This window comes from Archangium sp. Cb G35, from assembly GCF_001896145.1.
In the GTDB taxonomy this organism is placed as follows: domain Bacteria; phylum Myxococcota; class Myxococcia; order Myxococcales; family Myxococcaceae; genus Archangium; species Archangium violaceum.
Genome location: NZ_MPOI01000010.1, coordinates 66489 through 92849, shown reverse-complemented (window position 1 = coordinate 92849; position 26361 = coordinate 66489). Strand labels below are relative to the sequence as shown.

Below are 26361 nucleotides of genomic sequence, written 5' to 3'. Positions count from 1 at the left end.
CTCCCGGTAGACGGCCCGCGCTCCACACGGAGTCATTTGGCTCCCTAACTTCATGGGACACACCTCTCTTTCTCCGAGGAGGGGTTCGAGCGCGAAAGAGGCCGGGGAGGGTGAGATGAGCAAGGATGCTCTTCAGGAGGAGATGCATGCGTGGCCGGACACGGGCGTGCGCCAGGACTCCATGGCCCTCGGGACGGCCTCCGAGTCCGGTGACTCCTTCCTGAAGGAAGTGCTCCAGGTCGAGCCGTCGTCCCGCATGCCAGTCCCCGGGCAGCGGCTCGGGGGCCCGGACGATCGGCGTTTCGAAATCCTCGAGCCGATGGGACGAGGAGGAATGGGGCAGGTCTTCCGTGCCAGGGACGCGATGCTGCGGCGTGAGGTGGCGCTCAAGTTCCTGCTGCCCCGCCCGGGCTTCGAGGAGCTGGCGCTCGCCGAGGCGCGGGCGGTGGCCCGGCTCGATCATGAGAACATCGTCCGCATCTTCGACGTGGCGGAGTGGAGTCCCACGCCCGGCCCCGCCCGGGTGCCCTTCCTGGTGATGGAGTGCCTGGAGGGTGAGTCGCTCGCCAGGCTGCTGGAGCGCGAGCGCCCCGGGCTGCGGCGCGTGCTGGAGATTCTCGAGGCCATCGCCGCGGGCCTGGCGCACGCGCACGAGCGGGGCATCGTCCACCGCGACCTCAAACCCGGCAACGTCTTCCTCACCCGGGAAGGGACGGTGAAGCTGCTGGACTTCGGCCTATCGCACCTGGCCGTGGAGCCGGTCGGCTCCAAGCTCCAGCCGGCCGGAGGCACCCCGGCCTACATGGCACCGGAGCAGTGGCGCGGAGAGCCGCAGGACGTGCGGACCGACATCTGGGCGGCCGGCGTGGTGCTGTACGAGTTGCTCACGAGGGAGCCGCCCTTCCAGGGCGCCACGATGGCGGAGCTTCGCGAGCGGGTCACCTCCCCGGAGCCCGCGCCTCCGGTCCGTGTGCGCCACCCGGAGGTGCCGCGGCGGGTGGCGGTGCTGTTGGCCACCGCGCTGGCGAAGGAGCCGGCCCGGCGTTTCGCCTCGGCGCTGGAGCTGCGGCAGGAGGTGCGCGAGCTGAGCGGGCGGCTCTTCGAGGCCAGCCATGAGGCGAGGGGCGCCTCCGCCGAGCTCCAGCGGCGTCAGGTGACGCTGGTGTCCTGTCAGCTCGCGGGGCTCTCCGAGGGCGGCGCGGCGCTCGATGCCGAGGACATGAGCGAGCTGGAGCAGGCCTTCCACGAGGCCTGCCTGGAGGTCATCGAGCGGCACGGGGGCACCGTGGCCCTGTCCATGGGCGGCGAGGTGCTGGCGTGCTTCGGTGGGACGCAGGGCCGGGAGGATGACTCGGAGCGCGCGGTGCGCGCGGGGCTCCAGCTCACGCGGGAGCTGCGGGACACGCTGTGGCACGGGCTGCCGCATCTGCCCCTCTCCGGCCTGTTCGTGCGCGGGGGCGTCCACACGGAGTGGATGACGGTGGGCCCGCGGCTCCAGGGCGAGGCCCCCCAGTTGGCCGGGTGGCTCGCGCGGCGGGCCGGGCCAGGAGAGGTGGTCATCAGCGGCGCGACGTGGAAGCTCGTGCGGGGCGCCTTCCAGTCCGAGCCGCTCGGCTCCCACGACTTCGAGGGGCTGTCGGGACGCGTGAGCCTGGAGACGCACCGCGTGCGGGGTGAGCGGGAGGTGGCCTCCCGGTTCGAGCGGACGCTCGGGGCCGGACGGCTCTCCCCGCTCGTGGGGCGGGAGCGGGAGCTGGAGCGGCTCCTGGGGCTGTGGGAGCAGGCGCGGCGGGGGCAGGGGGCCGCCGTCCTGGTGAGCGGTGAGGCGGGCATCGGCAAGTCCCGCCTCATCGAGGCCCTGTGCGAGCGGGTGGCGGAGTCGTCCACGTTGATCCGGGTGCAGTGCTGGTCCCGGTACAGCACCCAGGCCCTGCACCCGATCATCGTGCTGCTTCAGGTGGCGGTGGGCATCCGCCCGGAGGAGCCTCCCGCGCTGCGCCAGGAGAAGCTGGAGGCCCGGTTGGGGGCGCTGGGCCTGTCCCAGGAAGACAGGGCGCTGCTGGGCCTGCTGCTGGAGCTGCCCCTTCCCGAGGGCTCACCGCTGCTCCAGCTCACGCCCGAGAGGCGCAAGGAGAAGACCTTCGAGTCCCTGGTCCGCATGCTCATGCGCTGTCCTTGTGATGACCCGCCGCGGCTCCTGGTCATCGAGGATCTGCACTGGGCCGACTCCTCCCTGCTCGAGTTCCTCGGCTTCCTCCTGGAACGCTGCGGGAAGGCGAGCGTCCTCGTCGTCCTGAGTGCCCGCTCGGAGTTCCAGCCGGCCTGCCCCTGGCGCGAGGGGGTTCACTTGCTGCTGTTGGAGCGGTTGCCGGCCGGGCACGCCGCGGCGCTGGTGCGGCAGGTGGCCCGGGAGCGCGAGCTGCCGGAGGAGACGGTCCAGACGCTGGTGGGGAAGACGGATGGCAACCCGCTCTTCATCGAGGAGATGACGCGCATGGTGCTGGAGGGCGGGGCGGCGGCGTCCATCCCGCTCACCCTGCACGAGTTGCTGCTGGCCCGGTTGGACCTGCTGCCCTCGCGCCAGAAGGCCCTGGCCCAGCTGGGCGCGGTGGTGGGGCGGGTCTTCTGTGCCCGGATGCTGGCCCTCCTGTCGGAGCGCGATGAGACCACCGTGCTGCGTGACATCGCCGGGCTGATGGAAGCGGGGCTCTTGATCGAGCGGGAGGGGGAATACATGCCCGGGGTGGAGTACCAGTTCCGGCACGCGCTCTTCCAGAAGGCCGCGTACCGGTCCCTGTCCCGGAGCACGCGGCGGCGCTACCACCGGCGCATCGTGCCGACGGTGGAGACGTACTTCCCCCAGCTGGCGGAGGAGCGGCCGGAGGTGCTCGCGCACCACCTCACCGAGGCGGGAGAGCACGCGCGCGCTATCGGCTACTGGGCGAAGGCCGGACGGCTCGCCCTCGTGCGCGAGGACAGCCCCGAGGCGCTGGGTCATCTGAACCGGGCGCTGGAGTTGTTGCCCGTCCTGACGGATGAGCCACGGCGTCTTCAGCGGGAGTTGGAGATCCGCATGGATCTGGGCTTGTCGATGCTGCAGGTGCATGGCTACGACGCGCCCGGGACGGAGCGGATGTTCGCCCGCGTCTGGGAGCTCCTCTCCCTGGTAGGCGAGGCGTTGCCGCGGCTCGAGCTGTCCTTCTGGGGTCTCTTCGTCTATTACCAGGGGCGGGCCGAGAACCACCGGGCGAAGGAGCTGGCGGGGTGGCTCGTGGACCTGGGGAAGCGCCATGGGCAGCCGGGTATGCTCGGCCAGGGCCGGGTGATGAGCGCGGCCATTCTCTCCCTCTGGGGACGGCCGCGGGAAGCCGCGCGGGAACTGGCGTGCGTCCTGGACGGACCGAAGCTTTCTCCCGAGGAGCATCGGGCGATGATCTTCCGCTACGGGTGCGATCCCTGGATGATGGCGCTGACGGAGGGCGCCATCGTGTATTCGGTGCTCGGCCGGATGGAGGAGTCTCGGCGCTGTGGACAGGAGGCGCTGGAGCTGGCCAGCCGTGTGGGCCATCCCTTCACGCTGGGCTCCACCCAGGTCTACATCGCTTGTGCCCGCCTGCTCCGCCGGGATGCCCTGGGCGCGTTGTCGCTGGTGGAACGGGCCCTCACGTTCGCGAGCGAGCGCCGGTTCGTGATGTGGAGCGCGTGGGCGGCGCTCATCCGGGGATGCGCCCTGGCCGAGCTGGGGCAATCGTGGGAAGGGCTCAGCATCGCGAAGAGGCTCCTCGAGGCCTGGCGTGTGAGGGGCATTCGCAACCCGATCTCCTCCTGCCTGAGCGTGATCGCGAGGGCCAGGTTGGCGCAGGGGGAGGTCCAGGAGGCGTTGGCGGCGGTTGATGAAGCACTGGCCGAGAGCGCGGAGACGGGGGACATCAATATCGACGCCGAGCTGCACCTGATCCGGGGCGAGTGCCTGAGGCGGGCGGCGAGGGAAGAGGAGGCGGGCCCCTGCTTCGTCCGCGCCCTCGTGGTCGCTCGTGCGCAGGGGGCGCGGCTGTTGGAACTGCGTGCGACGGTGCGCCTGTGCCGCTTGCTGAGGGACGGGGGCCAGACGGAGGTGGCGCGGAGGATGCTGGAGCGGGTCTGTGTCTGGTTCGAGCCGGGTGGTGAGTGCCTGGATCTCCAGGAGGCGCGGGCGCTTCGGGACGAGCTGTCGCGAGGCGAGGAGCCAGCGTGGGGAGTCGCCAGTCCCTGAGCCCGGGGAAGTGACTACGGTTGGGCGGTGAGGCTCTCCAGCAACAGGTCCTCGAAGCGCTGGGCGTTGGCACTCACGCCCACGCGCGTACTCTGTCCGCCCTCGGCCGTGCGTGTCCGGCCCGCCGAGGCCCCGTCGATCACCACCTCCACGGGTTGAGCCTGGAAGGTGACGGCGTCGGGGTGGACGGCCGCCATGGCCGCCAGGGGATCCTGTTGAACTCCTGGGTGTTGTCGAAGTTCTCGGGCACGCCGCAGCAGAGGTTGCCGGGCACGGACACGGCGCCACCCATGATGAAGGTGCGGGAGATGTGCTCCTGGAGCTTTGGCTCGGCCTGGAGCGCGGCGGCCAGGTTGGACAAGGGCCCGGTGGCCACCACGGTGACGGGCTCGGGCGAGGCCAGGGCCACCTCGGCGATGAGTGCCGGGGCCTGCTTTGGCGTGGACTCGGCGCTGGCGGTGCAGTCGGAGAAGACGTCAGAGAGGATGCCGTCGATGCCTTCCCGCATCAGCGGGGTGAAGGCATTGGGTGTGGTGGGCGAGGCATCGGCCACGGGGATTCATCTCAGGCCAGAGGTGCCGGGCGGTCCACGAATACGTCCACACCTTCCTGATCCCAGTGGCCGATCAACTCCCGGGCTCCACGCCGGACCAGCTCGCGTTCGTGCCGGGTGATGGGGACGACGAAGAGGATGTGGACGGTCTGGCCCTCGTGCTGGATGCAGTCGAGCCCGGTCTCCACGAAGGCAGGATGGAAGAGGACGGAGCTGCAGTGGGGGAAGAGCGGGATGCTTCCCGGGTCGACCACCGTGTGCCACCAATCGAGCGTCACCTCGATCTGCCAGGGATAGCACGCCAGGTTGGCGAGGAATCTCGCGGCGCGATGCTCCTCGTCCTCGCTGAGGCTCGCGCGGATGCCCCAATGCAGCTCGGCTCGGAGTCCTGCCTTTCCCGGCATGGGGCGCTCCGCCATGCCCACGGTGAGGAAGGAGGTGACGTCCACTTCGTCGTTCGCGCGCCAGATGCACACCTCGGTGCGGCTCAAGGGAGGAGTGCCCGTCGCCGAGGTGGATGCATCGAAGACGAGCCGCGCATCCGGCTCGCCATAGTCCTTCACGTGGGCCTCGTACACCGCGCGGACGATGGGCGGAGGCCCGTCCTGCTTCTTGTGCAGGAGTGTCTCGATGATCTCCTGGAGCCGCTCCGGGCGGAGGCCCTCGCGCTGGTCCACCGCCAGCGGGTGGTTCGTCGGCTCGAGCTCGATGAATGGGCGCTGTCCCACCGGACGTGTCCGCACATGTGTCTTCAACAGGAGGGTGTCCGGGTACAACGGAACGTGTGTGCACAGCCAGCCGAAGGAGGGGGGCTCCTTCTCGCGCCCGAGTTCGTCCCAGCGCTCGCTCATGCGCTGGAAGCTCTGCTCGCTCACGGAGACCCAGACGCCCCACACCAGGGGCTCCTCCTGCCCGTGCACCGGTATCTCCAGACAGCCGCGGACGTAGAACTCCTTGCCGTCGATGATGCACTGGTCGCTGCTCAGCTCGGCCCGCTGCTCCCGCTCGGACTCTGGGAGCGCGGTGTAGGGCTGTGGTGCATCCGCGCCGAACGAGGGGATGCCCTCGTGCACCTCTCCACAGCTCCGGCAGGTGAAGCGGAAGCCCGACATGTGTCCTCCATGGCCCTGGATGCTTCCCGGGGGGTCTCTGGGAAGCGTTGGATCCCTGGTCTACGGTACCGCCTCGTTCCAGGAGGACACCATTCAGACGTACGACCTGTTCGCCCCCACCCTCACCATGTCCGACCGCGCCGCCCTGTTCGCGAAGATGCGGAGCGAGCCCGGGCTGTGCCGCGTGGAGCCCTTCGGCGCCTACGCGGCGGCCCGCTACGAGGACGCGGCGGCCATCCTGAAGGATCCGAAGCGCTTCTCGTCCGAGGCGCTCGCCGTCACGGCGGAGCCGGCCTGGCTGGGGCCCAATCCGGTCGCCCAGTCGATGCTGTCGATGGATCCACCGCGCCATACCCCCCTGCGCGCACTGGTGACCCGGGCCTTCGGCCCCGCGGGGATGGCCCGGTTGGAGGCCCAGGTCCGGCGGGTGAGCGAGGATCTGGCGGAGGCCGCGGTGCGCCAGGGCGAGGTGGAACTGGTGGATGCCTTCACCTTCGCGCAGCCGCGCAACATCATCGGCGCGATGCTGGGGTTGGACCCGAGCACCTTCTCGGAGTTCAAGCGGTGGTCCACGAACATGGGGCTGATCTCCTCGGCGACGACGCAGGCGCAGTACGAGGAGATCCGGGCCACGGTGCGGGAGATGAAGGACTACCTGACGGAGGTCATCCACGCGCGCCGCCGCCAGCCGGGCGATGACATGGTGAGTGATCTGCTCCAGGCGGAGGTGGAGGGGCAGAAGCTCACGGATGAGCAACTGCTGTCCTTCCTCTTCCTGCTGCTGCCGGCGGGCATGGAGACGACGACCCAACTGCTCGGCAACGCGGTGCTGATGCTCGCGAAACATCCCGAGCAACTGGAGCTCATGAAGGCGGACAGGACGCACATTCCGCGCTTCATCGAGGAGGTGTTGCGCTACGAGCCGCCCACGCAGCTCAGCTTCCGCATGGCGATGCAGGACGTGGAGCTGTCGGGGACGAAGGTGCCGGCGGGGAGCCTGGTGTTCGGGCTGATTGGCTCGGCCAACCGGGACGAGCGGGTGTTCGAGCAGCCGGAGCGCTTCCTCCCGGGGCGGGAGAAGGCCACCCAGCACCTGTCCTTCGGGTACGGGGTGCACTTCTGCCTGGGCGCGCAACTGGCCCGGATGGAGGCGCGGCTGGGCCTGGAGGCGCTCGTTTCGCGCATCCGCGGGCTGCGGCTGCGCTCGCCGGAAGTGCAGTGGCTGCCCGGGTTCACCATCCACGGGCCCGCGGTGCTGCCCGTGGAACTCGTTCCCGCCTGAGGCTCGGGCGTCGCGTCACTCCCAGCGGAGGACGAGCTTGCCCACGGTGTCGTTGCTGGCCATGCGGGCGAGGGCCTCACGGGCCTCGCGCATGGGGTACACGGCATCGACCACGGGGGTGAGCGTCCCGGCGCGGAACAGCGGAAGCAGACTGCGCTCGGCGGCCTGGGCGAGCGCCATCTTCTCCTCGGGAGGCCGGCTGCGGAGCACGGTGCCGGTGACGCGCAGCCGCCGGGTGAGGAGGACGTCCAGGTCGGTGAGAGCCTGCCGGCCGGCGACGAGCCCCACGAGCAGGACGCGGCCCTGGGGCGCCATGGCCCGGAGCGTCTCCGGGAGGTAATCCCCGCCGACGAGATCCAACGCCACGTCCACCCCGCGTCCCCCGGTGGCCTCCCGGACGGCCTCCGCGAAGCGGGGAGGCGCATCACACAGCACCGTCTTTTCCACGCCCCAGGCGGGAGCGCGGGAGAGCTTCACCGCGTTGCGTCCCGTCCCGAGGCTCCGGGCACCGAGGGCGCGGCAGATCTGCGCGGCGGCGGAGCCCACGCCGCTGGCGACGGCGTGGATGAGCACGGACTCGCCCATGCGCAGGCCACCCTGGAGCACGAGCGCGTCGAAGGCGGTGAGGTAGGCCTCGGGGAGCGCGGCGGCCGAGGCGAAGTCGAGGTTCTCCGGAAGGGGGAGGGCCTCGCGCTCGTGGGTGATGAGCTGCTCGGCGAAGGCACCTCCGCCCACGAGGCCCATCACGCGATCACCGGGCTTGAAGCGGCGGGCGAGCGGACCGGTGGCGATCACCTCGCCGGCGTACTCGAGACCGGGGACGTCGGAGGGAACGCCGGGAGGGGCGGGGTAGCCGCCGCGGATCTGCAGGAGATCGGCGCGGTTGAGCGCGGTGGCATGCACGCGCACGAGGAGATCCGAGGGGCCGGGAGTGGGGGCGGGACGCTCCTCGAAGTCGAGCACCTCGGGACCGCCGGGACGGGTGAAGCGGAGCACCTGCATGGGAGAGCACCTGGGAGGTCGTTGTACCGGGGCAGTCAAGCACGGATGCTCCCGGTCCCCCACCCGCAAGCTCCTCCGAGGTGCTCATCATGTCCGTGCGGAAACTCGTCACCGTCTTCCTGGGCCTCGCCATGTGCGGGGGACTCGGGTGTGCTGCCAGGCCCGAGGCCTGCCGCGAGGGTCAGGTGGCCACGTTGGCCGCCGCTCCGCGCCACCCGGTGGCTGGCCACCATGTCCGCGCGCATGCCCACAATGACTACGAGCACGAGCGCCCGCTCCTGGATGCGCTCGACCACCGCTTCTACAGCGTGGAGGCGGACCTCTATCTGAATGACGGGAAGCTCACCGTCTCCCATCTCAATCTCCCCTGGGACGCCAGGCGCTCGTTGGAGCAGCTCTACCTGGAGCCGCTCCAGGCGCGGGTGGACGAGCGGGGCTCGGTGCATGGGGATGGCGTGCCCTTCACCCTGTGGGTGGATCTCAAGCAGGGCGGGCGGGAGCTCGTGGACACCCTGCATGCCGTGCTGGAGAAGTACCCGATGCTCACCCGCATCGATGGTGACGAGGTGCACCCGGGCCCCGTCACGGTGGTGCTGACGGGGGACGCGGGGGGCAAGCAGGACTTCGTGAGCCGCTACCCTCAGCGGCGCGCGGTGCGGGACAGCAACGACTACTCGCCGGAGGATCCGCCGGCGGACAGCGCCTGGGGCTACTACGCGCTCAACTGGGGCGACTACCTGGACTCCTCGGGCACGGGGCAGCTCGACGCGGCTCAGCGCGCGCGGCTGGCCTGCATCGTGGAAAACGCGCATGCCCGGGGGCGCAAGGTCCGCTTCTTCGGGGCGCCGAACCACCCGGATGTCTGGCGGGTGGCGCTCGAGCACGGGGTGGACTTCCTCGGCGCGGATGATCTCCAGGGTCTGGACTCCTTCCTGGAGGGAGCGCCCTAAGCCATCGGAACAAAGTCCTTTCAGGGGAGAGAGAGTCCGCCTTCCGGGCGCGCTCTTCACGAACTTGTCCAACTGTTGGACAAGTCTGGCGAGACCGTGCCCGGAGGGCTCCCTCCTGCTTTCGAGCTGAGGACAGACCCCTGAACGGACTGACTTCGGCTGGCTTAGGGGGCGGAGCGGGGGCCGTGAACGCGCTGGCCGGGGCGGGCAGCGGGGTTTATGAGTACGGCGTGCCCACGACCTTGAAAGAGTGTGCTGTCTGCCGGAAGCCGGTCGCCCCGCGAGCCGAGAACCCGGCGTTTCCTTTCTGCTCCAAGCGCTGCCGCATGGTGGACCTGGGGCGCTGGCTGGGAGAGGAGTACCGGGTGCCGGCTCGGCAGACGGACGAGCAGGAGGACGAGCTGCCGGCCGATCAGCATCCCGAGCGCGGCGGCGACGCGTGAGCGGGCTGTGCGACCTGCACTGCCACCTGGTGCCGGGGGTGGATGACGGGGCGCGCACGCTGGAGGACGCGGTGGAGATGGCGCGGGCGCTGGTGGACCTGGGCTTCACCACGGTGGCGCCCAGTCCGCACGCGCGGCCCGAGTACCCCTCGCATTCGCGGCAGGTGGTGGAGGAGCGCCTGGCGGAGTTGCGCGAGGCGCTGGCGCGCGCGGGGGTGAAGCTGGCGCTGGGGACGAACGCGGAGAACTTCCTGGACGAGGCCTTCCTCCGGGTGCTGGGGACGCCGGAGGCGCGGCTGCTGGGGGCGGGGCGGTACGTGTTGGTGGAGCTGCCCTACACCTCGCCGGTGCCGGCGCTGACGGACATCCTCTTCCGCATCCGCCTCAAGGGAGTGACGCCGGTGCTGGCGCACCCGGAGCGCAGCCTGGAGTTCGAGCGTCCGGGACGGGCGGCGGAGGCGGTGAGGGCGGGGGCGCTGCTGCAACTGGACGTGGGGGCGCTGACGGGGCGGTACGGAGGGACGGCGAGGAAGCTGGCGCGGACCTTCCTGGAGGAGGGGTTGTACGCCCTGGGAGCAACGGACCTACACGGGCCGGTGGGAGCGCGGGAGTGGGTGGGAAAGGCGCTGGGGGAATTGCGGAGCAGGGTGGGGGAGCGGGCCTTCACCCGGCTGATGGCCACCTCGCCGGGCCGCTTGCTGGCGGGGGAACCCCTGGAGTCCGGAGTGGGGTGAGGGTATACGGGCCGATGTGAATCGCGCCGTCAAATTGATCGCCAGCCTGCTGGTCACCCTCCTGTGCTCGTGGTGGGCATTCCGGCACACGGACTGGGACTCGCAGATGACCAGCCTGAAGTCGGCCAACTACCTCTGGGTGTTGCCGTACTTCGTCATCCTGACGCTGGTGCACCTGTCACGGACGCTGCGGTGGGGCTGCCTGTTGTCGGGGATGGAGCGGGTGCCATTCCGCAAGCTGAACGAGGCCTCGGGCATCGGCTTCATGATGCTGCTGGTGCTGCCGTTCCGGCTGGGCGAGTTCGCGCGGCCGTTGCTCATCGCGCAGCGCAGCTCCATCCGCCGGAGCGCGGCGATGACGTCGGTGGTGCTCGAGCGCATCACGGACGGCATGTCGATCGCGATACTCATGTGGGTGCTGCTCTTCTTCGTGCCGGCGGACGTGCCAGGGATCCGCTTCGTGAAGCTGGGAGCGCACCTGATGTTCGCGGGGTTCGGCGGCCTGCTGACGTTCCTGCTGTTCGCGCTGAAGCACCGGGCCACGGCGGTGGGGCTGGTGCGCTCCACGGTGGGCCGGGTGGTGCCGAAGGTGGCGGACAAGATCGCGGACATCGTGGACACCTTCGTGGGGGCGATGCGGCAGTTGCCGGATCGCCGCCAGATGGTGGGCTTCTTCCTGTACACGGTGGTGTACTGGGGGCTGAACGGGGCGGGGATGGCGTTGCTGTCGAGGGCGTTCGGCCCGACGAGCCTGACGCTGTTCCAGGCGTACGTGGTGATGTCGGTGCTGGTGGTGGGGGTGATGATTCCGGCGGCACCGGGGATGGTGGGCACGTTCCAGGCGGCGATCAGCGTGGGGTTGTCGCTCTTCCTGCCGGCCTCGGTGGTGAACGGGGACGGGATGGCGTACGCGAACGTGCTGTGGCTGTGCCAGACGGTGCAGCAGGTGGGCTTCGGCGTGGTGCTGATGTCGCTGGGGCACCTGTCCTTCAAGGAGCTCGCCGGCAAGCTGGACAAGGAACAGGAAGGGCAGCAGGCCTCGTTCCCGTCCACCTGACTCCAACCCCTCTCCCTTCGGGAGAGGGACGGGGTGAGGGTGCCACGCCCCCCGGGTTCCCACCCGTGAAGCGCCCGAGAGGTCTCAGAGTTCCTCGTTGAGCCAGCGGATGATGGTCTCGCGGATGGAGGGAGGGCGCTCGGAGGAGCCGCGGGTGCCGAAGCCGCGGGTGTCCACGGGAGGCGAGGCCTTCTCGCGGGAGAGGGCGGGAGAGCGGGCCTGGAGGGGCAGGGCCGTCCTCACAGCTCGCCCTCGGAGTTGGCCTGGCGGCCGTACTTGGAGAGCAGATCTTCCACGGCCTCGCGGAGGTACTCGCTCTGGTGGATGCGGGTGCGGCGGGCGAGCTCGCGCAGCTTGTGGACCTGCTCGATGGGGACGAGCACGTGGGTGGAGACCACGGACTCGGCGGCATCGGGGCCGTTCGAGTCGGCGGAGGCCGGGGTGACCTCGGAGCTCATCGGGCTGGCGCTGGCATCCTGCATCGGAACTACCTCCTCGGGGCTGCTACAGGCCACTACCGGCCTGTGGGCGCATTAGGAGGGCAGGAGGGGAAGCCGTCAAAAAAACCACCCTGCGGGCACGAATGCTTGACGCGGACGAGGCGGAGTGCCGTGCCCGCGTCAGGGCGTGGGCGCGGGGTGGGGCAGGCGCACGGTGAAGGTGGTGCCCGCGTCCATCCGGGAGTCCACGGTGATGGAGCCGCCGTGGGCGAGGATGAGTTGCTGCACGATGTAGAGGCCCAGTCCGAGACCCTGGCGCGAGTGATCGTTGGCGCGGAAGAAGGGATCGAAGACATGGGGCAGCAGCGCCTCGGGAATGGGCGGCCCCTGGTTGTGCACGGAGAGGACGAACGTGGAGCCCTCGTGCGCCAGGCGCACCTCCACTGGCGTGTCACGGGCGCCATGCTGGAGCGCGTTGCCCACGAGGTTGGAGACGGCCTGGGCGAGCCGGTCCGGATCCCACTCCCCGGTGTACGAGCCGGGCGCATGGGAGAGCACGATGCGGCCCGGGTGCGTCACCTCGAGCTCCTCGAGCGTGGCGCGCACCTGCTCCACGAGCTGACAGGGCCGGAGTCGCAGGGGGATGCCGCCGCCGAGCCGGGCGCGGGTGAAGTCGAGCAGATCGGTGATCATCCGCGACATGCGCTCGGTGCTCCGGGCGATGCGCTGCACTCCGGCGAGCACGGGCCCGGTGACGTCCTCGCGGTGCAGCAACTGCTCGGTGGTGAGGGCGATGCCGTTCAGCGGGCTGCGCAGATCATGGCTGACGATGCCCATGAGCCGCTCGCGGAACTGCTCGGCGCGCTTGTGCTCGGTGCTGTCGCGGAAGAAGACGGCGAGCCCGCCCTCGCTGGTGGGATAGACGCTCATGCTCACCCAGAGGTCCAGGGGTGCGTAGTACTCCTCGAATTGCACCGGCACCTGCTGCTTCAGGACCTGGCGGAAGGCGCGCTGGAAGCTGGAGTCGGGGTGGGCCAGAGGGGGGAACACCTCCCAGAGGCTCCGGCCGAGCGTGTCCTCGCGCCGCGTGCGGGAGAGGCGTTCCTGGTGCTCATTGACGAGGAGGATGTGGAAGTCCTTGTCGACGACGAGGAGGGCCTCGCCATGCTCCAGGACTTCCACCGCGCGCTGACGTTCGCGCAGGGCCTGCTCGGCCTGTTCGCGCAGACGGGTCTGTTCGTGGAGCAGCCGCTCGCGCTCCTCTTCGCGGCGCTTGCGCACGGTGACATCCTGGAAGAGGACGGCGACGCCTTCATCGGTGGGGTAGACGTGGACCTCGAACCAGCGATCCCAGGGGGCGTAGTGGTTCTCGAAGGAGAGGGGGATGCGCTCGGAGGCGGCGCGGCGGAAGTAGTGCTCCACGGGGGTGCCCACGGATTCGGGGTAGACCTCCCATTGGGTGCGGCCCAGGAGCTCCTCGCGAGGACTGCCCAGGAGCCGCTCGGCCTCGCGGTTGAGGTAGATGAAGCGCCAGTCCCGGTCGAAGGCCTCGAAGGCCTCGGAGATGTTCTCGAGGAGGGTGGCGACGCGGTGTTTCTCGCGCTCGGCGGCCTCGCGTTCGAGGACGCGCCCGGTGATGTCGCGCGCCGTGCCGAGGAATCGCACCGCGCGGCCGTTCGAGTCGAAAAAGGCCCTTCCCGAGGTGGACAACCAGCGGATGGAGCCATCCCGGGGGTTCACGGCCCGGTAGTCGAGCCGGTAGGAGCCGCTGCCGGAGGGATCCAGGGCCCGCTGTACGGCCTGGTGGACGTGTTGGCGGTCCTCGGGGTGTACGAGGGAGAGGAAGGTGTCGTAGTCGAGGGAGGCCTCTGGGGGCAGGCCGAAGAGGGCCTTGCAGCGCTCGTCCCAGAGCAGTGCGCCGGTGAGGGGATCGAGGTCCCAGGTGCCCAGGCCGGTGGCCTCGATGGCCAGACGCAGGCGCTCCTCGTGGAGGCGGGGCATCTCGGGACCGGGAGCCGAGGAGCGGGAGTCGGAGTCGGACGGCATGGGCGAGAGGGGGACCTCTCACGTTGGCCGGAGTTCACCGGGGTTCGGGCAAAAAGAAGCCCCGTCTCCGAGTGAACCCGGAGACGGGGCCTTGGCCAGGGTCGGACTTGAACCGACTACCTGCGGATTATGAGACCGCCGCTCTAACCAGGTGAGCTACCTGGCCAAAAAGTGGTGCCTCTCATAGCGGGACCCGCGCTCCACTGCAAGAGGATAGGTGAGCCAAAGTGAGCCCGGCTGCCCTGGGGGTGGCCAGTCGGCCCTGATCCAGGGCGCGAAGAGCCGGGGCCTCTCGTTCCACCTGGGACTGGAACACCGGCTCGAGTTGCCTCTAGTCCCCAGATGATTCCATCGGGTGCTCATAAGCGAAGCTTCTAGACGTTCAGGCCATTTCGTCTCTGGCTGGTCTGTCCTACGCCGCCGCCAGGTACAGGAGCGAGACCTCCTCGTTCCGCGGTGCCGGCTCCTGCTTCAACAGGAAGAGCCGCGTGGCCTCCCGGGCCTTCATCCGGAGCGGCCACCGGGCCTCCAGGAACGTGGATCCCCGCTGGGTCATCACCAGCCCCTCGTGCTCGACATCCACCGAGCCCGACATGACGAACAACTGGGTGCCCGCCTCGAGCTCATGCTGCTCCCACGGCGATAGCTCACGGTGCTCGCCTTCCCGGAGCAGGGCGAGCCGGTCCTTGCGCCCGAGGTGCCCGTACCGCTCACTTCCACGCGCCAGGTCATCGAAGCGCCGCTCGGCGTGCGTCTTCCATATCCCCTCTCGCAGACGCGCATCCCCCTCCAGCAGGGGCAGGAGCGCCGAGCGGGGGATGCGCACCAGCGTCGACGCCGTCGCCGTGCGGATGGACGCCGAGCGGCGCTCGCCCGTGAGCAGGGCCCCCTCACCGAACACCGCACCGCTGCCGAGCTCGTCCACGAGCTCCTCTCCCTCGGTCAGCACGTAGACCGCGCCCCGTTCCAGCACGTACAGCTCGTCGCAGGCGCTCCCCGCGTGGAAGACGTACCGGCCGGCGGGAAGCACGAGGCGCTCCGCTCGCCCGGCCAGATCGCGCAGGGCGGCCTCGTCGAGATGGGCCAGCAATGGCACCCGGCGCAGTTGCTGGATCATCTGAGAGGCACCCAAGCGGGCTCCGAGGCGCGTGCGCTGCACCCGGGCCGCCAGTTGCTCCATGGGTTGGCGCAGCCGCCTCGTCAGCAGCGCCCGGGTGATGCTCAGCAGGTTTCCCAGGGTGATGGGCACCAGTGTCACCAGCCCGTGCCCCTCGCCATACCGGGGGTTGGTCTCGAGAAAGTAATTCACCGCCGGCTTGCCGGAGTGCGCCCAATACTCGCGCTCCATCTCCGTTTCGCGCGTGCGCCAGCCCACCTTCCGCACCAGCGGATGGGCCGGGTCCTCCTTCTCCAGGCCGAACTCCGTGGCCAGCGTGTCCATGAAGGCCAGCAGCTCCGGGGGGGTCTCCAGATCCCGTCGTGGCCACACCTCGTCACAGTGCCGGGTGACCAGCCAGTAGCTGGACGGGTGCACCAGCGAGCCCATGTAGAACATGCGCCGGCCCGGGTGTTTCAGCACATAGCGCATCACCCGCTCCATCCAGAGTCCCGCGGTGACGTTGCCGCCCCGGTACTCCCGCAGCAGGCCCGTCTCCGCGCGGAACACGGCCAGTGGCTCGTCACCGAGCTGCTTCTCGAAGAGGTGCAGGGCGAGGTAGCCGACCACCTTTCCCGCCTCGTTCTTGTGGAGCAGCAGCCACGTGTGCTCGGCGTTGGACTCGATCACGTAGCGGGCGAAAGACTCCCGGTCCACGCCATCGAAGATGCGCTGGTGGACGGCATAGAGGGAATCGGTGAGCTGGCTCCGCGCCTCGGCGGACAGGGAGTGGGGGAGGATGAACTCGGTGCTCGTGATGTGGGACATGGCGGCTTCGACCGGGGTGTCGTGTCTGGGGGGCCCTGAAACGAAGCAGTCTGACCTCGAGGCCGGGGGGATGCTGTGACGGCGCGAACAGCCAGGGTGTGCACGCCGTCACAGCCCTCACCCGGACGTCTTCGTGGGCAACAGCGCCAGCACGCGAGCGAGCACCGCGATGCCCTCCTCGTACTCGTCGAGGCCGATGTGCTCGTGCGGTGTGTGGTCCAGGGAGGAGTCGCCGGGACCGTAGGCGAGGGTGGGCACCCGCCACGCCTCCGCCACGGTGTTCCAGTCCGAGGTCCCCGTCTTCAGCCGGAGCGTCGGACGAGCCCCCCGCTCGCGGATGGCGCGCTTGAACATCCGCGAGAGCGCGTCGTTCCCCTCCGTGCTCACCGCCCCCTTGTTCGACAGGGCCTTCACGGTGACGCCGGGAACGCCCCCCAGGAGCGCCAGCAGCCGCTCGCCATCGCTGGCCGGCCCGGTGCGGACGTTCACGCTGGCCCGCGCCCACTCCTCGGTGTCCGTGGAGCCCGTCTGGAACGAGGTCAACGCGGGCAGGTTCTGCTCGAAGAGCGGCCGCTCCCGGTTCCACGCGTCACAGTCCGCGCGCAGCTGGTTCCAGGCCTCGACGACGTGCTCGGCGGGGGCGCGGTAGTCCCGGCTCGCCGTGTGGCGCCGGCTCGCCCGGTACTCGAGCTCGGCCCGGACGAGCCCCTTGTACCCGATGGTGACGGCATGGGCTCCGCTCGGCTCTCCGTTGATGACGAAGTCCGGGCGGTAGCGCTCGCGGACGTGGAACGCACCGCGCGTGATGGCCACCTCCTCCTCGACACACCCGAGCAGCAGGAACGTCTTCCCGGCGCGCTCGCTCTCCTCGAGCAGCTCGACGGCCTCGATGAAGGCGCCCATGGCTCCCTTGGCGTCCACCGTTCCGCGTCCGAAGAGCCGTCCGTCCTCGATGCGCACCGGCACCTCGCCGGGCACCGTGTCGATGTGGCCGAGCAGTGCGATGCACGTATCGCCCTCGCCCAGGCTGGCGATGGTGTTGCCCACCTCGTCCGTGTGCGCGCGCCAGCCGCGGCGCTCCAGTTGTGCGGCCAGGGCGCGGGAGAAGGCCTGCTCGTGGTGGCTGGGGCTGTACTGCTCCACCATCCACTTGAGGAATTCGATCGACTTCTCACGTGCCCGCATTGGCCGCGTCCTTCCGGGGGAGGGTGAACTTCGTGCCGGACTCCTCGGTGAGGGCGACGAACACGGGGCGGGGCACGCGGGAGGAGCTCACGTAGACGGAGGGGACTCCGCCCTGGAGCGCCTTGCGCGCGGCGTCCAGCTTGTACCTCATGCGTCCGGCCGCGAGCTGCATGCAGCCTTCCACGTCGTCGCTGTGCCGCACGAGCGTCAGCGGCTCGTTCGGGTTCTCCAGCAGTCCCGGCACGTTCGACAGCATCACGAAGGCCCGGGCGCCGAGGGCGGTGGCCACCGAAGCGGCGATCTGATCCGCATCGGCGTTCACCAGCACGCCGTCCTCCGTGACCGCGGGAGGGCAGAGGACGGGCACGTGGCCCAGCTCCATCAGCGTTCCCAGCAGGCCCGTGTTCACCGAGGTGATTTCCCCGGCCAGGTGCTCCCGGTCGATCCGGAGCCGCCCGTTGTCGTGAATCTTCAACGGAGGCCGGCGCCGGGCGACGAGCACCCGTCCGTCCGCGCCGCACAGCCCGAGCCCGGAGATGCCCCGCTCCCCGAGGGCCAGGACGATGCGTTTGTTCACCTCGCCCACCCACGCCATCATCAGGATGCGCAGGGTGGCCGCGTTCGTGAGGCGCACGACGTTGCCGGAGGGCGTGGTGACCTCGGGGCGCTCGAGCGAGTGGAGCTTCAGCAGGCGCTCTCCGGCGTCCGAGCCTCCATTCACCACGATGACACGCTCGCCCTGGCGGACGAGCTCCGCGACGTCAGCGCAGACGTTCTCGAGGTCCACCCCCGGGGCGCCGCCGATCTTCACCACGATGGGTCCGCCGCTCATCCGATCACACTCGCGCCACCATCGACGAGCTGCACCGTCCCGGTGATGAACGAGGCCCGCTCGCTGGCGAGGAAGGCGGCGGCGGCGGCGAACTCCTCGGGGAGGCCCACCCGGCGCAGGGGAATGTGGGCCGCCATGGCGCGCAGTCCCGAGTCCACGTCTCCCCCGGCCCCCGCGGTGCGCTCGACCGGAGGCGTGCGGGTGTAGCCCGGGGCGAGCACGTTGACGGTGACGCCGCAGTCCCCCAGCTCCTGCACGAGTGCGGACGCGAACCCGACGATGCCGAGCCGGGAGAACCCCGAGAGGGCGAACCGCGCCACGGGCCGGACCACCGTCTCGGAGGTGATGAAGAGCAGGCGCCCCCACCGGGCCTGTTGCATGTGGGGGAGGGCGGCCAACGCCAGGCTGATGGGAGGCAGCAGCACCGCGTCGACGGCCTCCCGGTACGCCTCGACGCCGAACTTCGTCGCCGGGCCCGGAGGAGGCCCGCCGCTGTTCGTCACCGCGATGTGGAGCGCCCCCATGCGGCCCGCCACGTCCTCGACCCAGTGGCGGACAGCCTCGGGGTTCTTCAGGTCCACTTCCGTCGCGAGTACCTGGCCCCGGCCGAGCTCCTTCAACCGGCGCTCGGCCCGGGCGAGCTTCTCCGGGTCCCTCGCGCCGATGGCGACATGGGCGCCTTCCTTCGCCAGCTCCTCGGCGACGGCCAGCCCGAGCCCGCTCGAGCCTCCCGCGATGAGCGCGACCCTACCTGCCAGTCCCAGTTCCACGGACGTCCTCCCGGGTGTCGTTGTTCGCGGTCACGGAGCCCACGCTCGCGCGGGCCTGGGTGCGCGGCGGTTGGAAGTAGCCGTAGCGGGCCATCAGCGGCCACGACAGCGCCTCGGTGAGGGCCCTTGCCCGGGAGGGGAGCTCCTTCTTCCACGCGTCGTCCTCCGGACGCAGGAGCGTGGTCCCGGCGCGGAAACGATCTGGATTGCCCGTGACGGTGTGGTTCCCGCCCAGGTGGACCGTCCGCCCCTTCACTGGATTCACCACCCCCTCCGCGCCGAGCAGCCCGAACAGCCCGTCCACCACGCTGTCCGGATGGGCGATGAAGTCCTCGTACCGGAGGAAGAACGAGCGCACGGGGTAGCGCCGGATGACGGCCTCGGAGGCGAGGTTGAACCCCAACCAGTACGAGGTGCTGCGGAACGTGGACATCGGGACGACGTACTGCTTCGTCTTCGTCCACGAGTGCGCGGCGGCGCGCGGATCCCTCACCAGGTACAGGTAGTAGGGCGTGACGCCTTCCACGTGCGGAAGGAGCGCCGCCTCGGAGGGGAGCTTGCCGCTGTCCACGAGGGTGTGGCTGCCGGTCGCGTTCGCGATGGCGCGGTACGTCCGGCTCAGCGTGGCGGCGTATTCGCGGACCGCCTCCGAGCGGGTGCCCTCCCGGAGGATGTTCCACGTGTGGCGCGTCCGGACACCCTCCGTCTGACGCCTCGCGACGTCGCGGGCATGCTCGGCGGGACTCCGGCCTGGGGGCGTCTCCTCCTGGAGCACCCTGGACCAGATGCCACAGCGGGTCAGCGCCTCACCGCAGCCACAGGCGGTGTTGGAGCCGTTGCCGTAGGCGTTCTTCCACAGGAAGCTCAGCTCGCCGGTGTGGAAGAAGCCCGCCACCTCGTTGAGCACGTTGCCGATGATGGTGCTGCCGTTGCGGCACCAGCCGGTGATGTAGAGAACCTTGAGAGGATGTCGAGACACGCGAGCTCCCTGTTCCGGTTGCCGTCAGACCAGCGCGGCGACGTAGAAGTGCGTGGGCAGGTGGACCACCAGGGACTCGTAGATCTCCCCGCACACGGCGAGCCCCTCGCGGGGGAAGATGCCCTTGGGGGCCTCGGCGAAGCGGATGACGGAACGGCCGCTGTCGAAGATGGTGGCGGCGGCGGTGTAGTCCCCGACGATGATGGTTCCCGGGTTCACCATGCGAGCGCGGGCGATGCGCACGCCCATGTCCGCCAGGTCTCGCAGCAGGCTGCCCTGGCCCACGAAGTAGCGGTAGTAGTCCGCCGGGTTCATGAGGATGCCGTCCGCCGAGCCGCCCACCTGCTCCACGCGATCACACGCCGCCAGCAGCGAGGCGACCGGGGTCTCCCGTGCCGCGAGCCGGGTGATGCCAGGAGTCTCCAGCAGTCCCCGCACGCGCTCGCCACCGGGACCGCGGGCGAGCGCCTGGTTTTCCGCCGTGCACAGACGCACGAGCAGCCGGTAGTCGATGAACGTCGCGAGCGCCTCGGGGTCATTCAGCAGCTCGGCGTTGACCTGCACCCACGCCGTGGTCGGCCTCAGCTCCGCCTTGTCCGAGTGGAACTCGAACGTGGCTTCCTGCCTCAGCTGCGCGTCGATGACCTGTTCGGTGAGGGCGGCCTGGGGACGCGTCTCGTACCAGTATTTGACCTGGGGCTGCTCCGTCTTCACGACCTTGAAGAGGCCGCGCACCGCGATGCGGGGGCGGCGCTTGAAGCCCGGGAATGCGTCGGTGATCGTCGTGGAGAACTCCACGGATGCCTTCGTGCCCTGAGAGACGACCGCCGCGGCGAAAGCCCGCCCGGGGGACAGCTCGGTCCCCGCGGTTCCATTCGTGCTCATGTGTTCCTCCCGTGTGATTCAGATGGGATGCAGGCCGCGGAAGCCGAGGCCCTCGGTCTCGGGTCTCCCGAGCATCAGGTTGATGGCGTGGACGGCCGTTCCCGCCGCGCCCTTCACCAGGTTGTCGATCGCAACGTTCACGACGATCCGCTGGCGCTCCGTGTCCACGTCCACGGCCAGGTCGCAGTAGTTCGTTCCCTGCAGCGGACCCGGCTCGGGGAAGGGCGAGGCGCTCGTGTTGGGCCGGATGAGCCGCACGAAGGGCTTCTCGCGGTAGGCGGTGGCGATGGCGCGCAGGGGCTCGTTTTCGTCGAAGGGCCTGGCGGCGAAGCCGTGCACCGTCGCGAGGATGCCGCGCACGCTCGGCACGGCCGTGGCGCTGAAGTGCACGCTGGGGCGCGTCCGGGTGAGCCGCTCGACGACGTTCTCGATCTCCCCCGTGTGCCGGTGCCCCACGGGCCGGTAGCAGCGGAGGGCGGAGGCACGCTCGGGGTGGTGGGACGCGCGGTCCGGCGTGGCGCCACCGCCCGAGGAGCCCGTCTTCGCGTCCACGACGAGCTCCGGCTTCACCAGGCCCGCGCGCACCAGCGGGAGGATTCCCAGGAGCGCGGCGTGTGCCATGCAGCCGGGGATGGCCACATAGCGGGCCTCGGGAAGCTCGCTGGCCGTCCACTCCGGGAGCGCATAGACGAAGCGGGGCGCGTCCTCGGGCCGCGGGTGCTTCGCGTACCAGCGTGCGTGGTCCGCTGGATCCAACCGGAAGTCCGCGCTGAGATCGACGATCCGGCCCGCGAGCTCGCGCACCTGGGCCCAGCGCTGGAGCAATCCACCCTGGGGCAGGCAGCTCACGAGCAGCTCGCACGGCTCGAGCGCCTCGTGCGAGACGAAGCGCAGCGAGCTCATGCCCCGGATGCTTGGATGCGGGAAGTCGAGGCGCTTGCCCGCGAACTGCCCGGAGGTGGCCTGCACGACCTCCACGCCCGGGTGGGCCAGGAGCAGCCGCAGCACCTCGCCGCCCGTGTAGCCCGAGGCGCCCAGCACGGCCACGCGCGTCATGGGTGCACCCCGGCGGCGTAGTCCGCGATCAGCTCCGGCAGCGGAAGGCGGGTGGACTCGATGCTCCGGGCGAACTCCACGCAGTGGTTGACCTCGTTCACGAGGATCTCCCCGCTCCGCGTCTCGAGCAGGTCCACGGCCGCGATGTCCGCCCCCACGGCCGCCGCGGCGCGCTCGGCGAGCGTCGCGTGGGACTCGGGGACCTCGTACCGTTCGGGCACGGCTCCGCGCGCGGTGTTCGTCACCCAGTGCTCCGAGCGCCGGCGGATGCCGCCCACCGTCCGGCCCAGCACGTAGACGCGCAGGTCATAGCCCGGCTTGTCGATGTACTGCTGCACCAGCGCGACGTGATCGCTGGCGCCGCCCATCTCGAAGCGCATCTGCAGGAGGCCCTCGGCCGCGTTGCGCCCGTCGATGCGCGCGACCATGCGTCCCCATGAGCCCACCGCCGGCTTCGTCACCACCGGGTAGCCCCGGCGCTCGATCTCCGCGAGGCAGGCCTCCTCCTCGAAGCCCGCGAACGACCACGGCATGGGAATCCCCTGTGCGGCCAGTGCCAGGTTCGTGAGGATCTTGTCCCCGCACGTGGTGATGGCCCTGGAGCTGTTCAACACGCGCGCGCCCTTCACCTCCAGGATGGCCGCCAGGTACCGGGAGCGGGTGAGCGACATGCTCCGCATCAGCACGACGCCGCCCCCGGACCAGCGCCCGGCATCCAGGGGAAGGACGAGATCCGCGTCCTGATGGAGCTCGACCGCGCAGTCCCGCTGGCGGAGCGCTTCGAGGATCATCCGTTCTTCCGTGCGCAGCCGGGTGTAGATGAGATCGATCTTCTTCATGGGGAGGGGACTACTCGCCCCAGTCCTCTTCGACCTCGGGCGCCTCGGCGAAGCGGAGGGGCTTCAGGCCCACCACCTCGAGCTCGGCGGAACAGCCCTCGCACGTGACGACCTCGCCCTCCATGTAGCCGTCCCCGGTGATCTCGAAGGCACACGTGGGGCACCCGTTGATTCCCGCGACATCCTTGGCATCCATCTGCTTCTGCAGCTGCATCAGCTCCTCCTTGAGTCAGGTTCCGACAACGTGCCGAGAACGCGCTTGGCCACGGCCGTGCCATCGAGCCCGTGCCCGAGGAGCAGCGACTCGTGGGAGCCCGCGAGCGGGTCGTAGCGATCCTGGATGCCGATCCGGAGCACCCGCCGGGCGGGCCCATGCGCGCAGACCGTCTCGCACACCGCGCCTCCGAGCCCGCCGAGGATGTTGTGCTCCTCCACCGTGACGAGCAGCCGCGTCCGCTCCGCCGTTTCATGGATGGCCGCCTCGTCGAGCGGCTTGAGCGTGTGCAGGTTCACCACGCGTGCCGAGACGCCCCGTTCCTCCAGCCGCCGGGCCGCCTCCAACGCGACGTGGACGCCGATCTCCCCGTGGGCGATCAGTCCCACGTCGGTTCCCTCCCGGAGGCACAGTGCCTTGCCGAGCGCGAAGCCCCCGCGCGGCTCCTCGAGCCGGCTCACCCGGTTGCGGCCGAGCCGCATGTACACCGGGCCGTCGTGTTCGATCATCGCGCGAGTGGCGAGGATCGTCTCCAGCCCGTCGGCGGGGGAGAACACCGTCATTCCCGGCATGGCGCGGAGGATGGCGAGGTCCTCGATGGCGTGGTGGGTGGGGCCGAAGAACGCGCCCGAGACGCCGCCGTAGTCACAGACGAGCTTCACGTTGGCCTGGGGGTAGGCCATGCCGAGCCGCACCTGCTCGCAGGCCCGCATGGCCCCGAAGGGCGCGAAGGTGTGCGCGAACACGACGTGCCCCACGTGCGCCATGCCGCACGCCATGTCGAGCATCGTGGCCTCGCAGATGCCCAGGTTGAAGTAGCGGCCCTGGTGGCGGGCCGCGAAGGGATCTCCCCCGCCAGCGAGGTCCGCCTCCAGCAGGACGAGCCGCGGGTCCTGGTCGGCGAAGCGCGCGAGGGCATGCCGGAAGATCTGCCGGTTGGAAAGCTGGGGATTCTCCCGCAGCCAGGCGTCCGGGGCGCTCGCGAGATCCGCGCCGCCCGTCTGGGTCTCGCTCACGGGGTCTCTCCCATGGACACGAGCGCGCGCCGGAGTTGTTCGGGAGAGAAGACCGCGTAATGCGGACCCTTGCCCTTGAACATGGGCACGCCCGCTCCCTTCTGGGTCCTCGCGATGAGGGCGCGCGGGGCCGGCCCGGCGGCGGGGGTCTCCAGCGCCTGGAGCAGTGCCGGGAGATCGTGTCCGTCCACCTCCACCGTGTAGAACCCGAACGTGAGCAGCCGGTCCGCCAGGGCCGCCTGCGAGAGGATCGCCTCGGTCGGGCCGTCGTTCTGGCCTCCGTTCCGGTCGATGATGATGGTCAGATTGGACAGACGTCGATGCGCGGCGATCTGGAGGGCCTCCCAGTTGGAGCCTTCTCCCATCTCGCCATCACCACAGATGACATAGACACGATTGGACAGACCTTTCAGCCGGTAGCCGAGCGCGAGTCCGGTTCCCAAACCCAGTCCATGTCCGAGACTCCCAGTGGAGAAGTCCACGCCGGGAACCCTTGCATTGACATGTCCCGTGAATGGACTGCCCTCCGTGTTGTAGCGCTGGACGAGTTCCTCGGGATCGAAGAAGCCAAATTCAGACAGGGCGGCATACAGCCCCGCCGCGGCGTGTCCCTTGGACAGGATGAGGTGATCCCGTTCCTCCCAGTGGGGGTCCGTGGGGCGGATCTTCATGATGCGCCCGAGGAGCGCCACGAGGATTTCCACGAGGGAGAGGGAGCCTCCGAGGTGGCATCCCGCCGGGGTGGCGGCGAGCCGGACGATGAGCCGCCGGATATGTCTCGCATGGGCCTCGAGCGGGGGCAGGGCGCCATCGGGGGGACGCTCGACGCGAGCGTCTATCGTTGCTGCGGTCATCGAGCGAGTCATGATTGGTGGGGGGAGACAATTCGTGACTTCGATGCTTAACGAGAACCACCCTATAAGAAATTGATCGATGCCTCGTCAATGTGTGAACTTTGGGGCCGATGTAAAAAAAAAATCCGACATTGGCCAGCCGTTGAGAAAGTGTTAGGGCATGAAACGGCAAATCACATAAAGACAAATCAACGGGAGAGGCATGGCAATGGCGGAGAAATCCGGCAACACTGTCGCGCGCAGCAACGGCTCGGCCTATCGTCAGAAGGGTTGGTGGCGCGACGAAACGGTTGTCGATGACCTTCGCCATGCGATCCAGAAGCACCCGGACAAGACAGCGATCATCGCGGCCCGGTACTTCTCGAGGGATCTCACGAGGATCAGCTACGCGGAGCTGGGCCGTTACATGGAGCGGTTCGCTGGGGCCCTGCGCGAGCTGGGAGTCGAGCGCGGGCAGCCCGTCGCCGTGCAGCTCCCCAACTGGTGGCAGTTCACCGCGCTGGCCCTGGCGTGCGCGCGGATCGGCGCGGTGCTCGCGCCCATTCCCCCGGACTACCGGCGGCGCGAGGTGGAGTTCATCCTCAACAGGACCGAGGCGCCCGTGTACATCGGGCCCGCGAGCTGGACCGGCTTCTCCCACCGCGACATGCTGCGCGAGATGGCCCCGGCACTCCCGGCGCTGCGCCACCGGATCTTCCTCGGGGCGGGCAGCGCGGTGGGGGAGGGGGAGCTCGACTTCGACGCCCACTTCACCGCGCATCCGTGGGAGGAGCGCCATCCGTCCAGCTCATTGGACGCGCTGACGGCCCGCGCGGATGACGTGTTCAACGTGCTCTACACCTCGGGCACCACCGGCGAGCCGAAGGGCGTCATCCACTCGTACAACACGAACTACTCCATCACCCGCGCGCTCAACGAGACCATGGGACTGGGCGCGGACGACGTCATCTCCCTGCCGAGCCTCCTCACCGCCTCGAGTGGCTTCACCTATCTCTTCCAGATGCCCGTCCTGCTCGGGGCGACGGCGGTCTACCTGGACGTGGCGGATCCCGAGTTCCACCTCAAGCTCATCGAGGAGCATGGGATCTCGTTCATGTATGGGATTCCCACGTACTACCTGAACATGCTGGCGTCGCAGAAGCGCCGGCCCCGGAAGGTGGGCTCGCTCCGGTGTCTGGCCACGGGTTCCACGCCCGTGCCACCCCACCTCATCGCCGAGGTGCGCGAGGTGCTCGGCGTCCGGCTGCACACGCTCTGGGGCATGACGGAGAACGGCGCCGTCACCATCACCCGGAACGAGGATCCACCCGACTGGCCCGCCAACAGCGACGGTGCTCCCGTTCCCTGGATGGAGGTGAAGATCGCTTCAGCCCTCTCCGAGGACGGGACGCCCTTCCCGGATGGCGCGGGGCGGTTGCTGGTCCGCGGCGCGAGCCAGTGCCTCGGGTATTTCAAGCGCGAGGACATCTACGGCGCGTGTGTGGACGCGGAGGGCTGGTTCGACACGGGCGACCTGGCGCGCGACGACGGGCGCGGAGGCATCCGCATCGCGGGCCGGCTCAAGGACATCATCTTCCGCCACGGTCTGAAGATTCCCGTCGTCGAGGTCGAGTCCGCGCTGTACGCGCATCCCAAGGTGCGCGAGGTCGCCGTCGTGGCCCATGCGGATGATCGCATCGGTGGCGAGCGGGTGTGCGCCGTCGTGGTGCCTCGCGACGAGGCCCCCACCTTGAATGAATTGCGAGAGCACCTCCGCAAGGCCGGCATGTCCGTCTCGTACTGGCCGGACCGCCTGGAAATCATCTCCGAGATGCCCAAGACGCCCTCCGGGAAGATCCGGAAGTTCCTCCTGCGGGAGCGCTTGAAGGAGCAGCCCGGCGGCCCCGCCTGAGCCTGTTCCTCCGTGGTTTCGAAAGTCCTCCCGCTGCCTCCCCTG

General features: G+C 69.6%; 25 protein-coding genes and 1 tRNA gene. 7 read left to right on the top strand and 19 right to left on the bottom strand.

Features of this window, described 5'->3' with window-relative positions; translation table 11 throughout:
• The first annotated feature begins 115 nt into the window (after nt 1-115).
• Nucleotides 116-4252, top strand: a complete 4137-nt coding sequence (locus tag BO221_RS28935; protein ID WP_073563862.1) for a protein kinase — start codon at nt 116-118, stop codon at nt 4250-4252.
• Between the two features lie 14 nt (nt 4253-4266).
• On the opposite strand, the gene BO221_RS57100 is transcribed toward BO221_RS28935, so the two are convergent.
• Genes BO221_RS57100 through BO221_RS28925 form a run of 3 tightly spaced genes read right to left on the bottom strand, consistent with a single transcriptional unit; the run spans nt 4267 to nt 5917 of the window.
• Nucleotides 4267-4395 carry a hypothetical protein gene (locus BO221_RS57100; protein WP_255408493.1) on the bottom strand — a complete coding sequence of 43 codons (129 nt, stop codon included), beginning with the start codon at nt 4393-4395 and terminating at the stop codon, nt 4267-4269.
• Nucleotides 4392-4805 carry a nucleoside hydrolase gene (locus BO221_RS28930; RefSeq protein ID WP_073563860.1) on the bottom strand — a complete coding sequence of 138 codons (414 nt, stop codon included), beginning with the start codon at nt 4803-4805 and terminating at the stop codon, nt 4392-4394. Before BO221_RS28930 ends, BO221_RS57100 begins: the two co-directional genes overlap by 4 nt.
• A gap of 11 nt (nt 4806-4816) precedes the next feature.
• Nucleotides 4817-5917 (bottom strand): DUF2199 domain-containing protein, encoded by a 1101-nt coding sequence (locus tag BO221_RS28925; protein ID WP_073563858.1) that lies wholly within the window; start codon nt 5915-5917, stop codon nt 4817-4819.
• 127 nt (nt 5918-6044) lie between these two features.
• Here BO221_RS28925 and BO221_RS28920 point away from each other — a divergent pair, with 127 nt between their 5' ends.
• Nucleotides 6045-7199: a cytochrome P450 gene (locus BO221_RS28920; protein WP_073564374.1), complete on the top strand. Its 1155-nt coding sequence runs from the start codon at nt 6045-6047 to the stop codon at nt 7197-7199.
• Nucleotides 7200-7214: 15 nt separating this feature from the next.
• Here BO221_RS28920 and BO221_RS28915 read toward each other — a convergent pair whose 3' ends face one another.
• The gene (locus BO221_RS28915; RefSeq protein WP_073563856.1) at nt 7215-8201 is read right to left on the bottom strand and encodes an NAD(P)H-quinone oxidoreductase; all 987 of its coding nucleotides are present in this window, start codon (nt 8199-8201) and stop codon (nt 7215-7217) included.
• Between the two features lie 89 nt (nt 8202-8290).
• Between BO221_RS28915 and BO221_RS28910 the strand changes: the two genes are divergently transcribed.
• The 4 genes from BO221_RS28910 to BO221_RS28895 all read left to right on the top strand — a co-directional run bounded on the left by BO221_RS28910 (nt 8291) and on the right by BO221_RS28895 (nt 11385).
• Nucleotides 8291-9151 (top strand): hypothetical protein, encoded by an 861-nt coding sequence (locus BO221_RS28910; protein ID WP_143195744.1) that lies wholly within the window; start codon nt 8291-8293, stop codon nt 9149-9151.
• Nucleotides 9152-9381: 230 nt separating this feature from the next.
• Complete coding sequence (locus tag BO221_RS28905) at nt 9382-9594, top strand: DNA gyrase inhibitor YacG (protein WP_073564373.1); 213 nt, start codon at nt 9382-9384, stop codon at nt 9592-9594.
• Entirely contained in the window at nt 9591-10328 is a 738-nt protein-coding gene (locus BO221_RS28900) for a tyrosine-protein phosphatase (protein ID WP_043408310.1), read from the top strand. Before BO221_RS28905 ends, BO221_RS28900 begins: the two co-directional genes overlap by 4 nt.
• A gap of 16 nt (nt 10329-10344) precedes the next feature.
• Entirely contained in the window at nt 10345-11385 is a 1041-nt protein-coding gene (locus BO221_RS28895; RefSeq protein ID WP_073563852.1) for a lysylphosphatidylglycerol synthase transmembrane domain-containing protein, read from the top strand.
• Between the two features lie 84 nt (nt 11386-11469).
• Here BO221_RS28895 and BO221_RS54990 read toward each other — a convergent pair whose 3' ends face one another.
• The 15 genes from BO221_RS54990 to BO221_RS28825 all read right to left on the bottom strand — a co-directional run bounded on the left by BO221_RS54990 (nt 11470) and on the right by BO221_RS28825 (nt 24425).
• On the bottom strand, nt 11470-11628 hold the full coding sequence (locus tag BO221_RS54990; RefSeq protein ID WP_158079927.1) for a hypothetical protein: 159 nt from the start codon (nt 11626-11628) through the stop codon (nt 11470-11472).
• Nucleotides 11625-11867: a ribbon-helix-helix domain-containing protein gene (locus BO221_RS28890; RefSeq protein ID WP_043408315.1), complete on the bottom strand. Its 243-nt coding sequence runs from the start codon at nt 11865-11867 to the stop codon at nt 11625-11627. The genes BO221_RS54990 and BO221_RS28890 overlap by 4 nt, the downstream gene beginning before the upstream one ends.
• A gap of 138 nt (nt 11868-12005) precedes the next feature.
• Entirely contained in the window at nt 12006-13871 is a 1866-nt protein-coding gene (locus tag BO221_RS28885) for a HAMP domain-containing sensor histidine kinase (RefSeq protein ID WP_073563850.1), read from the bottom strand.
• A 92-nt stretch (nt 13872-13963) separates the two neighbouring features.
• A tRNA-Ile gene (locus BO221_RS28880) sits at nt 13964-14037 on the bottom strand.
• A 246-nt stretch (nt 14038-14283) separates the two neighbouring features.
• On the bottom strand, nt 14284-15795 hold the full coding sequence (locus BO221_RS28875; protein WP_073563848.1) for a cyclic nucleotide-binding domain-containing protein: 1512 nt from the start codon (nt 15793-15795) through the stop codon (nt 14284-14286).
• 117 nt (nt 15796-15912) lie between these two features.
• Nucleotides 15913-16980: a M20/M25/M40 family metallo-hydrolase gene (locus BO221_RS28870; RefSeq protein ID WP_073563846.1), complete on the bottom strand. Its 1068-nt coding sequence runs from the start codon at nt 16978-16980 to the stop codon at nt 15913-15915.
• Nucleotides 16967-17812 (bottom strand): [LysW]-aminoadipate kinase, encoded by an 846-nt coding sequence (locus BO221_RS28865; protein ID WP_073563844.1) that lies wholly within the window; start codon nt 17810-17812, stop codon nt 16967-16969. Before BO221_RS28865 ends, BO221_RS28870 begins: the two co-directional genes overlap by 14 nt.
• Nucleotides 17809-18582 carry an SDR family oxidoreductase gene (locus BO221_RS28860; RefSeq protein ID WP_073563842.1) on the bottom strand — a complete coding sequence of 258 codons (774 nt, stop codon included), beginning with the start codon at nt 18580-18582 and terminating at the stop codon, nt 17809-17811. Before BO221_RS28860 ends, BO221_RS28865 begins: the two co-directional genes overlap by 4 nt.
• The gene (locus tag BO221_RS28855; RefSeq protein ID WP_073563840.1) at nt 18560-19561 is read right to left on the bottom strand and encodes a sulfotransferase; all 1002 of its coding nucleotides are present in this window, start codon (nt 19559-19561) and stop codon (nt 18560-18562) included. Before BO221_RS28855 ends, BO221_RS28860 begins: the two co-directional genes overlap by 23 nt.
• A 24-nt stretch (nt 19562-19585) precedes the next feature.
• On the bottom strand, nt 19586-20446 hold the full coding sequence (locus tag BO221_RS28850) for a family 3 encapsulin nanocompartment shell protein (protein WP_073563838.1): 861 nt from the start codon (nt 20444-20446) through the stop codon (nt 19586-19588).
• Between the two features lie 18 nt (nt 20447-20464).
• Entirely contained in the window at nt 20465-21502 is a 1038-nt protein-coding gene (argC, locus tag BO221_RS28845; RefSeq protein ID WP_073563836.1) for an N-acetyl-gamma-glutamyl-phosphate reductase, read from the bottom strand.
• Complete coding sequence (locus BO221_RS28840) at nt 21499-22341, bottom strand: RimK family alpha-L-glutamate ligase (protein ID WP_073563834.1); 843 nt, start codon at nt 22339-22341, stop codon at nt 21499-21501. The genes argC and BO221_RS28840 overlap by 4 nt, the downstream gene beginning before the upstream one ends.
• Before the next feature lie 10 nt (nt 22342-22351).
• Nucleotides 22352-22555 (bottom strand): lysine biosynthesis protein LysW, encoded by a 204-nt coding sequence (gene lysW / locus BO221_RS28835; RefSeq protein ID WP_233166298.1) that lies wholly within the window; start codon nt 22553-22555, stop codon nt 22352-22354.
• On the bottom strand, nt 22555-23571 hold the full coding sequence (locus tag BO221_RS28830; protein WP_083681478.1) for a transketolase family protein: 1017 nt from the start codon (nt 23569-23571) through the stop codon (nt 22555-22557). Before BO221_RS28830 ends, lysW begins: the two co-directional genes overlap by 1 nt.
• Nucleotides 23568-24425, bottom strand: coding sequence for a transketolase (locus BO221_RS28825; protein ID WP_073563832.1), 858 nt, complete (start codon nt 24423-24425; stop codon nt 23568-23570). Before BO221_RS28825 ends, BO221_RS28830 begins: the two co-directional genes overlap by 4 nt.
• Before the next feature lie 208 nt (nt 24426-24633).
• Here BO221_RS28825 and BO221_RS28820 point away from each other — a divergent pair, with 208 nt between their 5' ends.
• Nucleotides 24634-26316 carry an AMP-binding protein gene (locus tag BO221_RS28820; protein ID WP_073563830.1) on the top strand — a complete coding sequence of 561 codons (1683 nt, stop codon included), beginning with the start codon at nt 24634-24636 and terminating at the stop codon, nt 26314-26316.
• Nucleotides 26317-26361 lie beyond the last annotated feature (45 nt).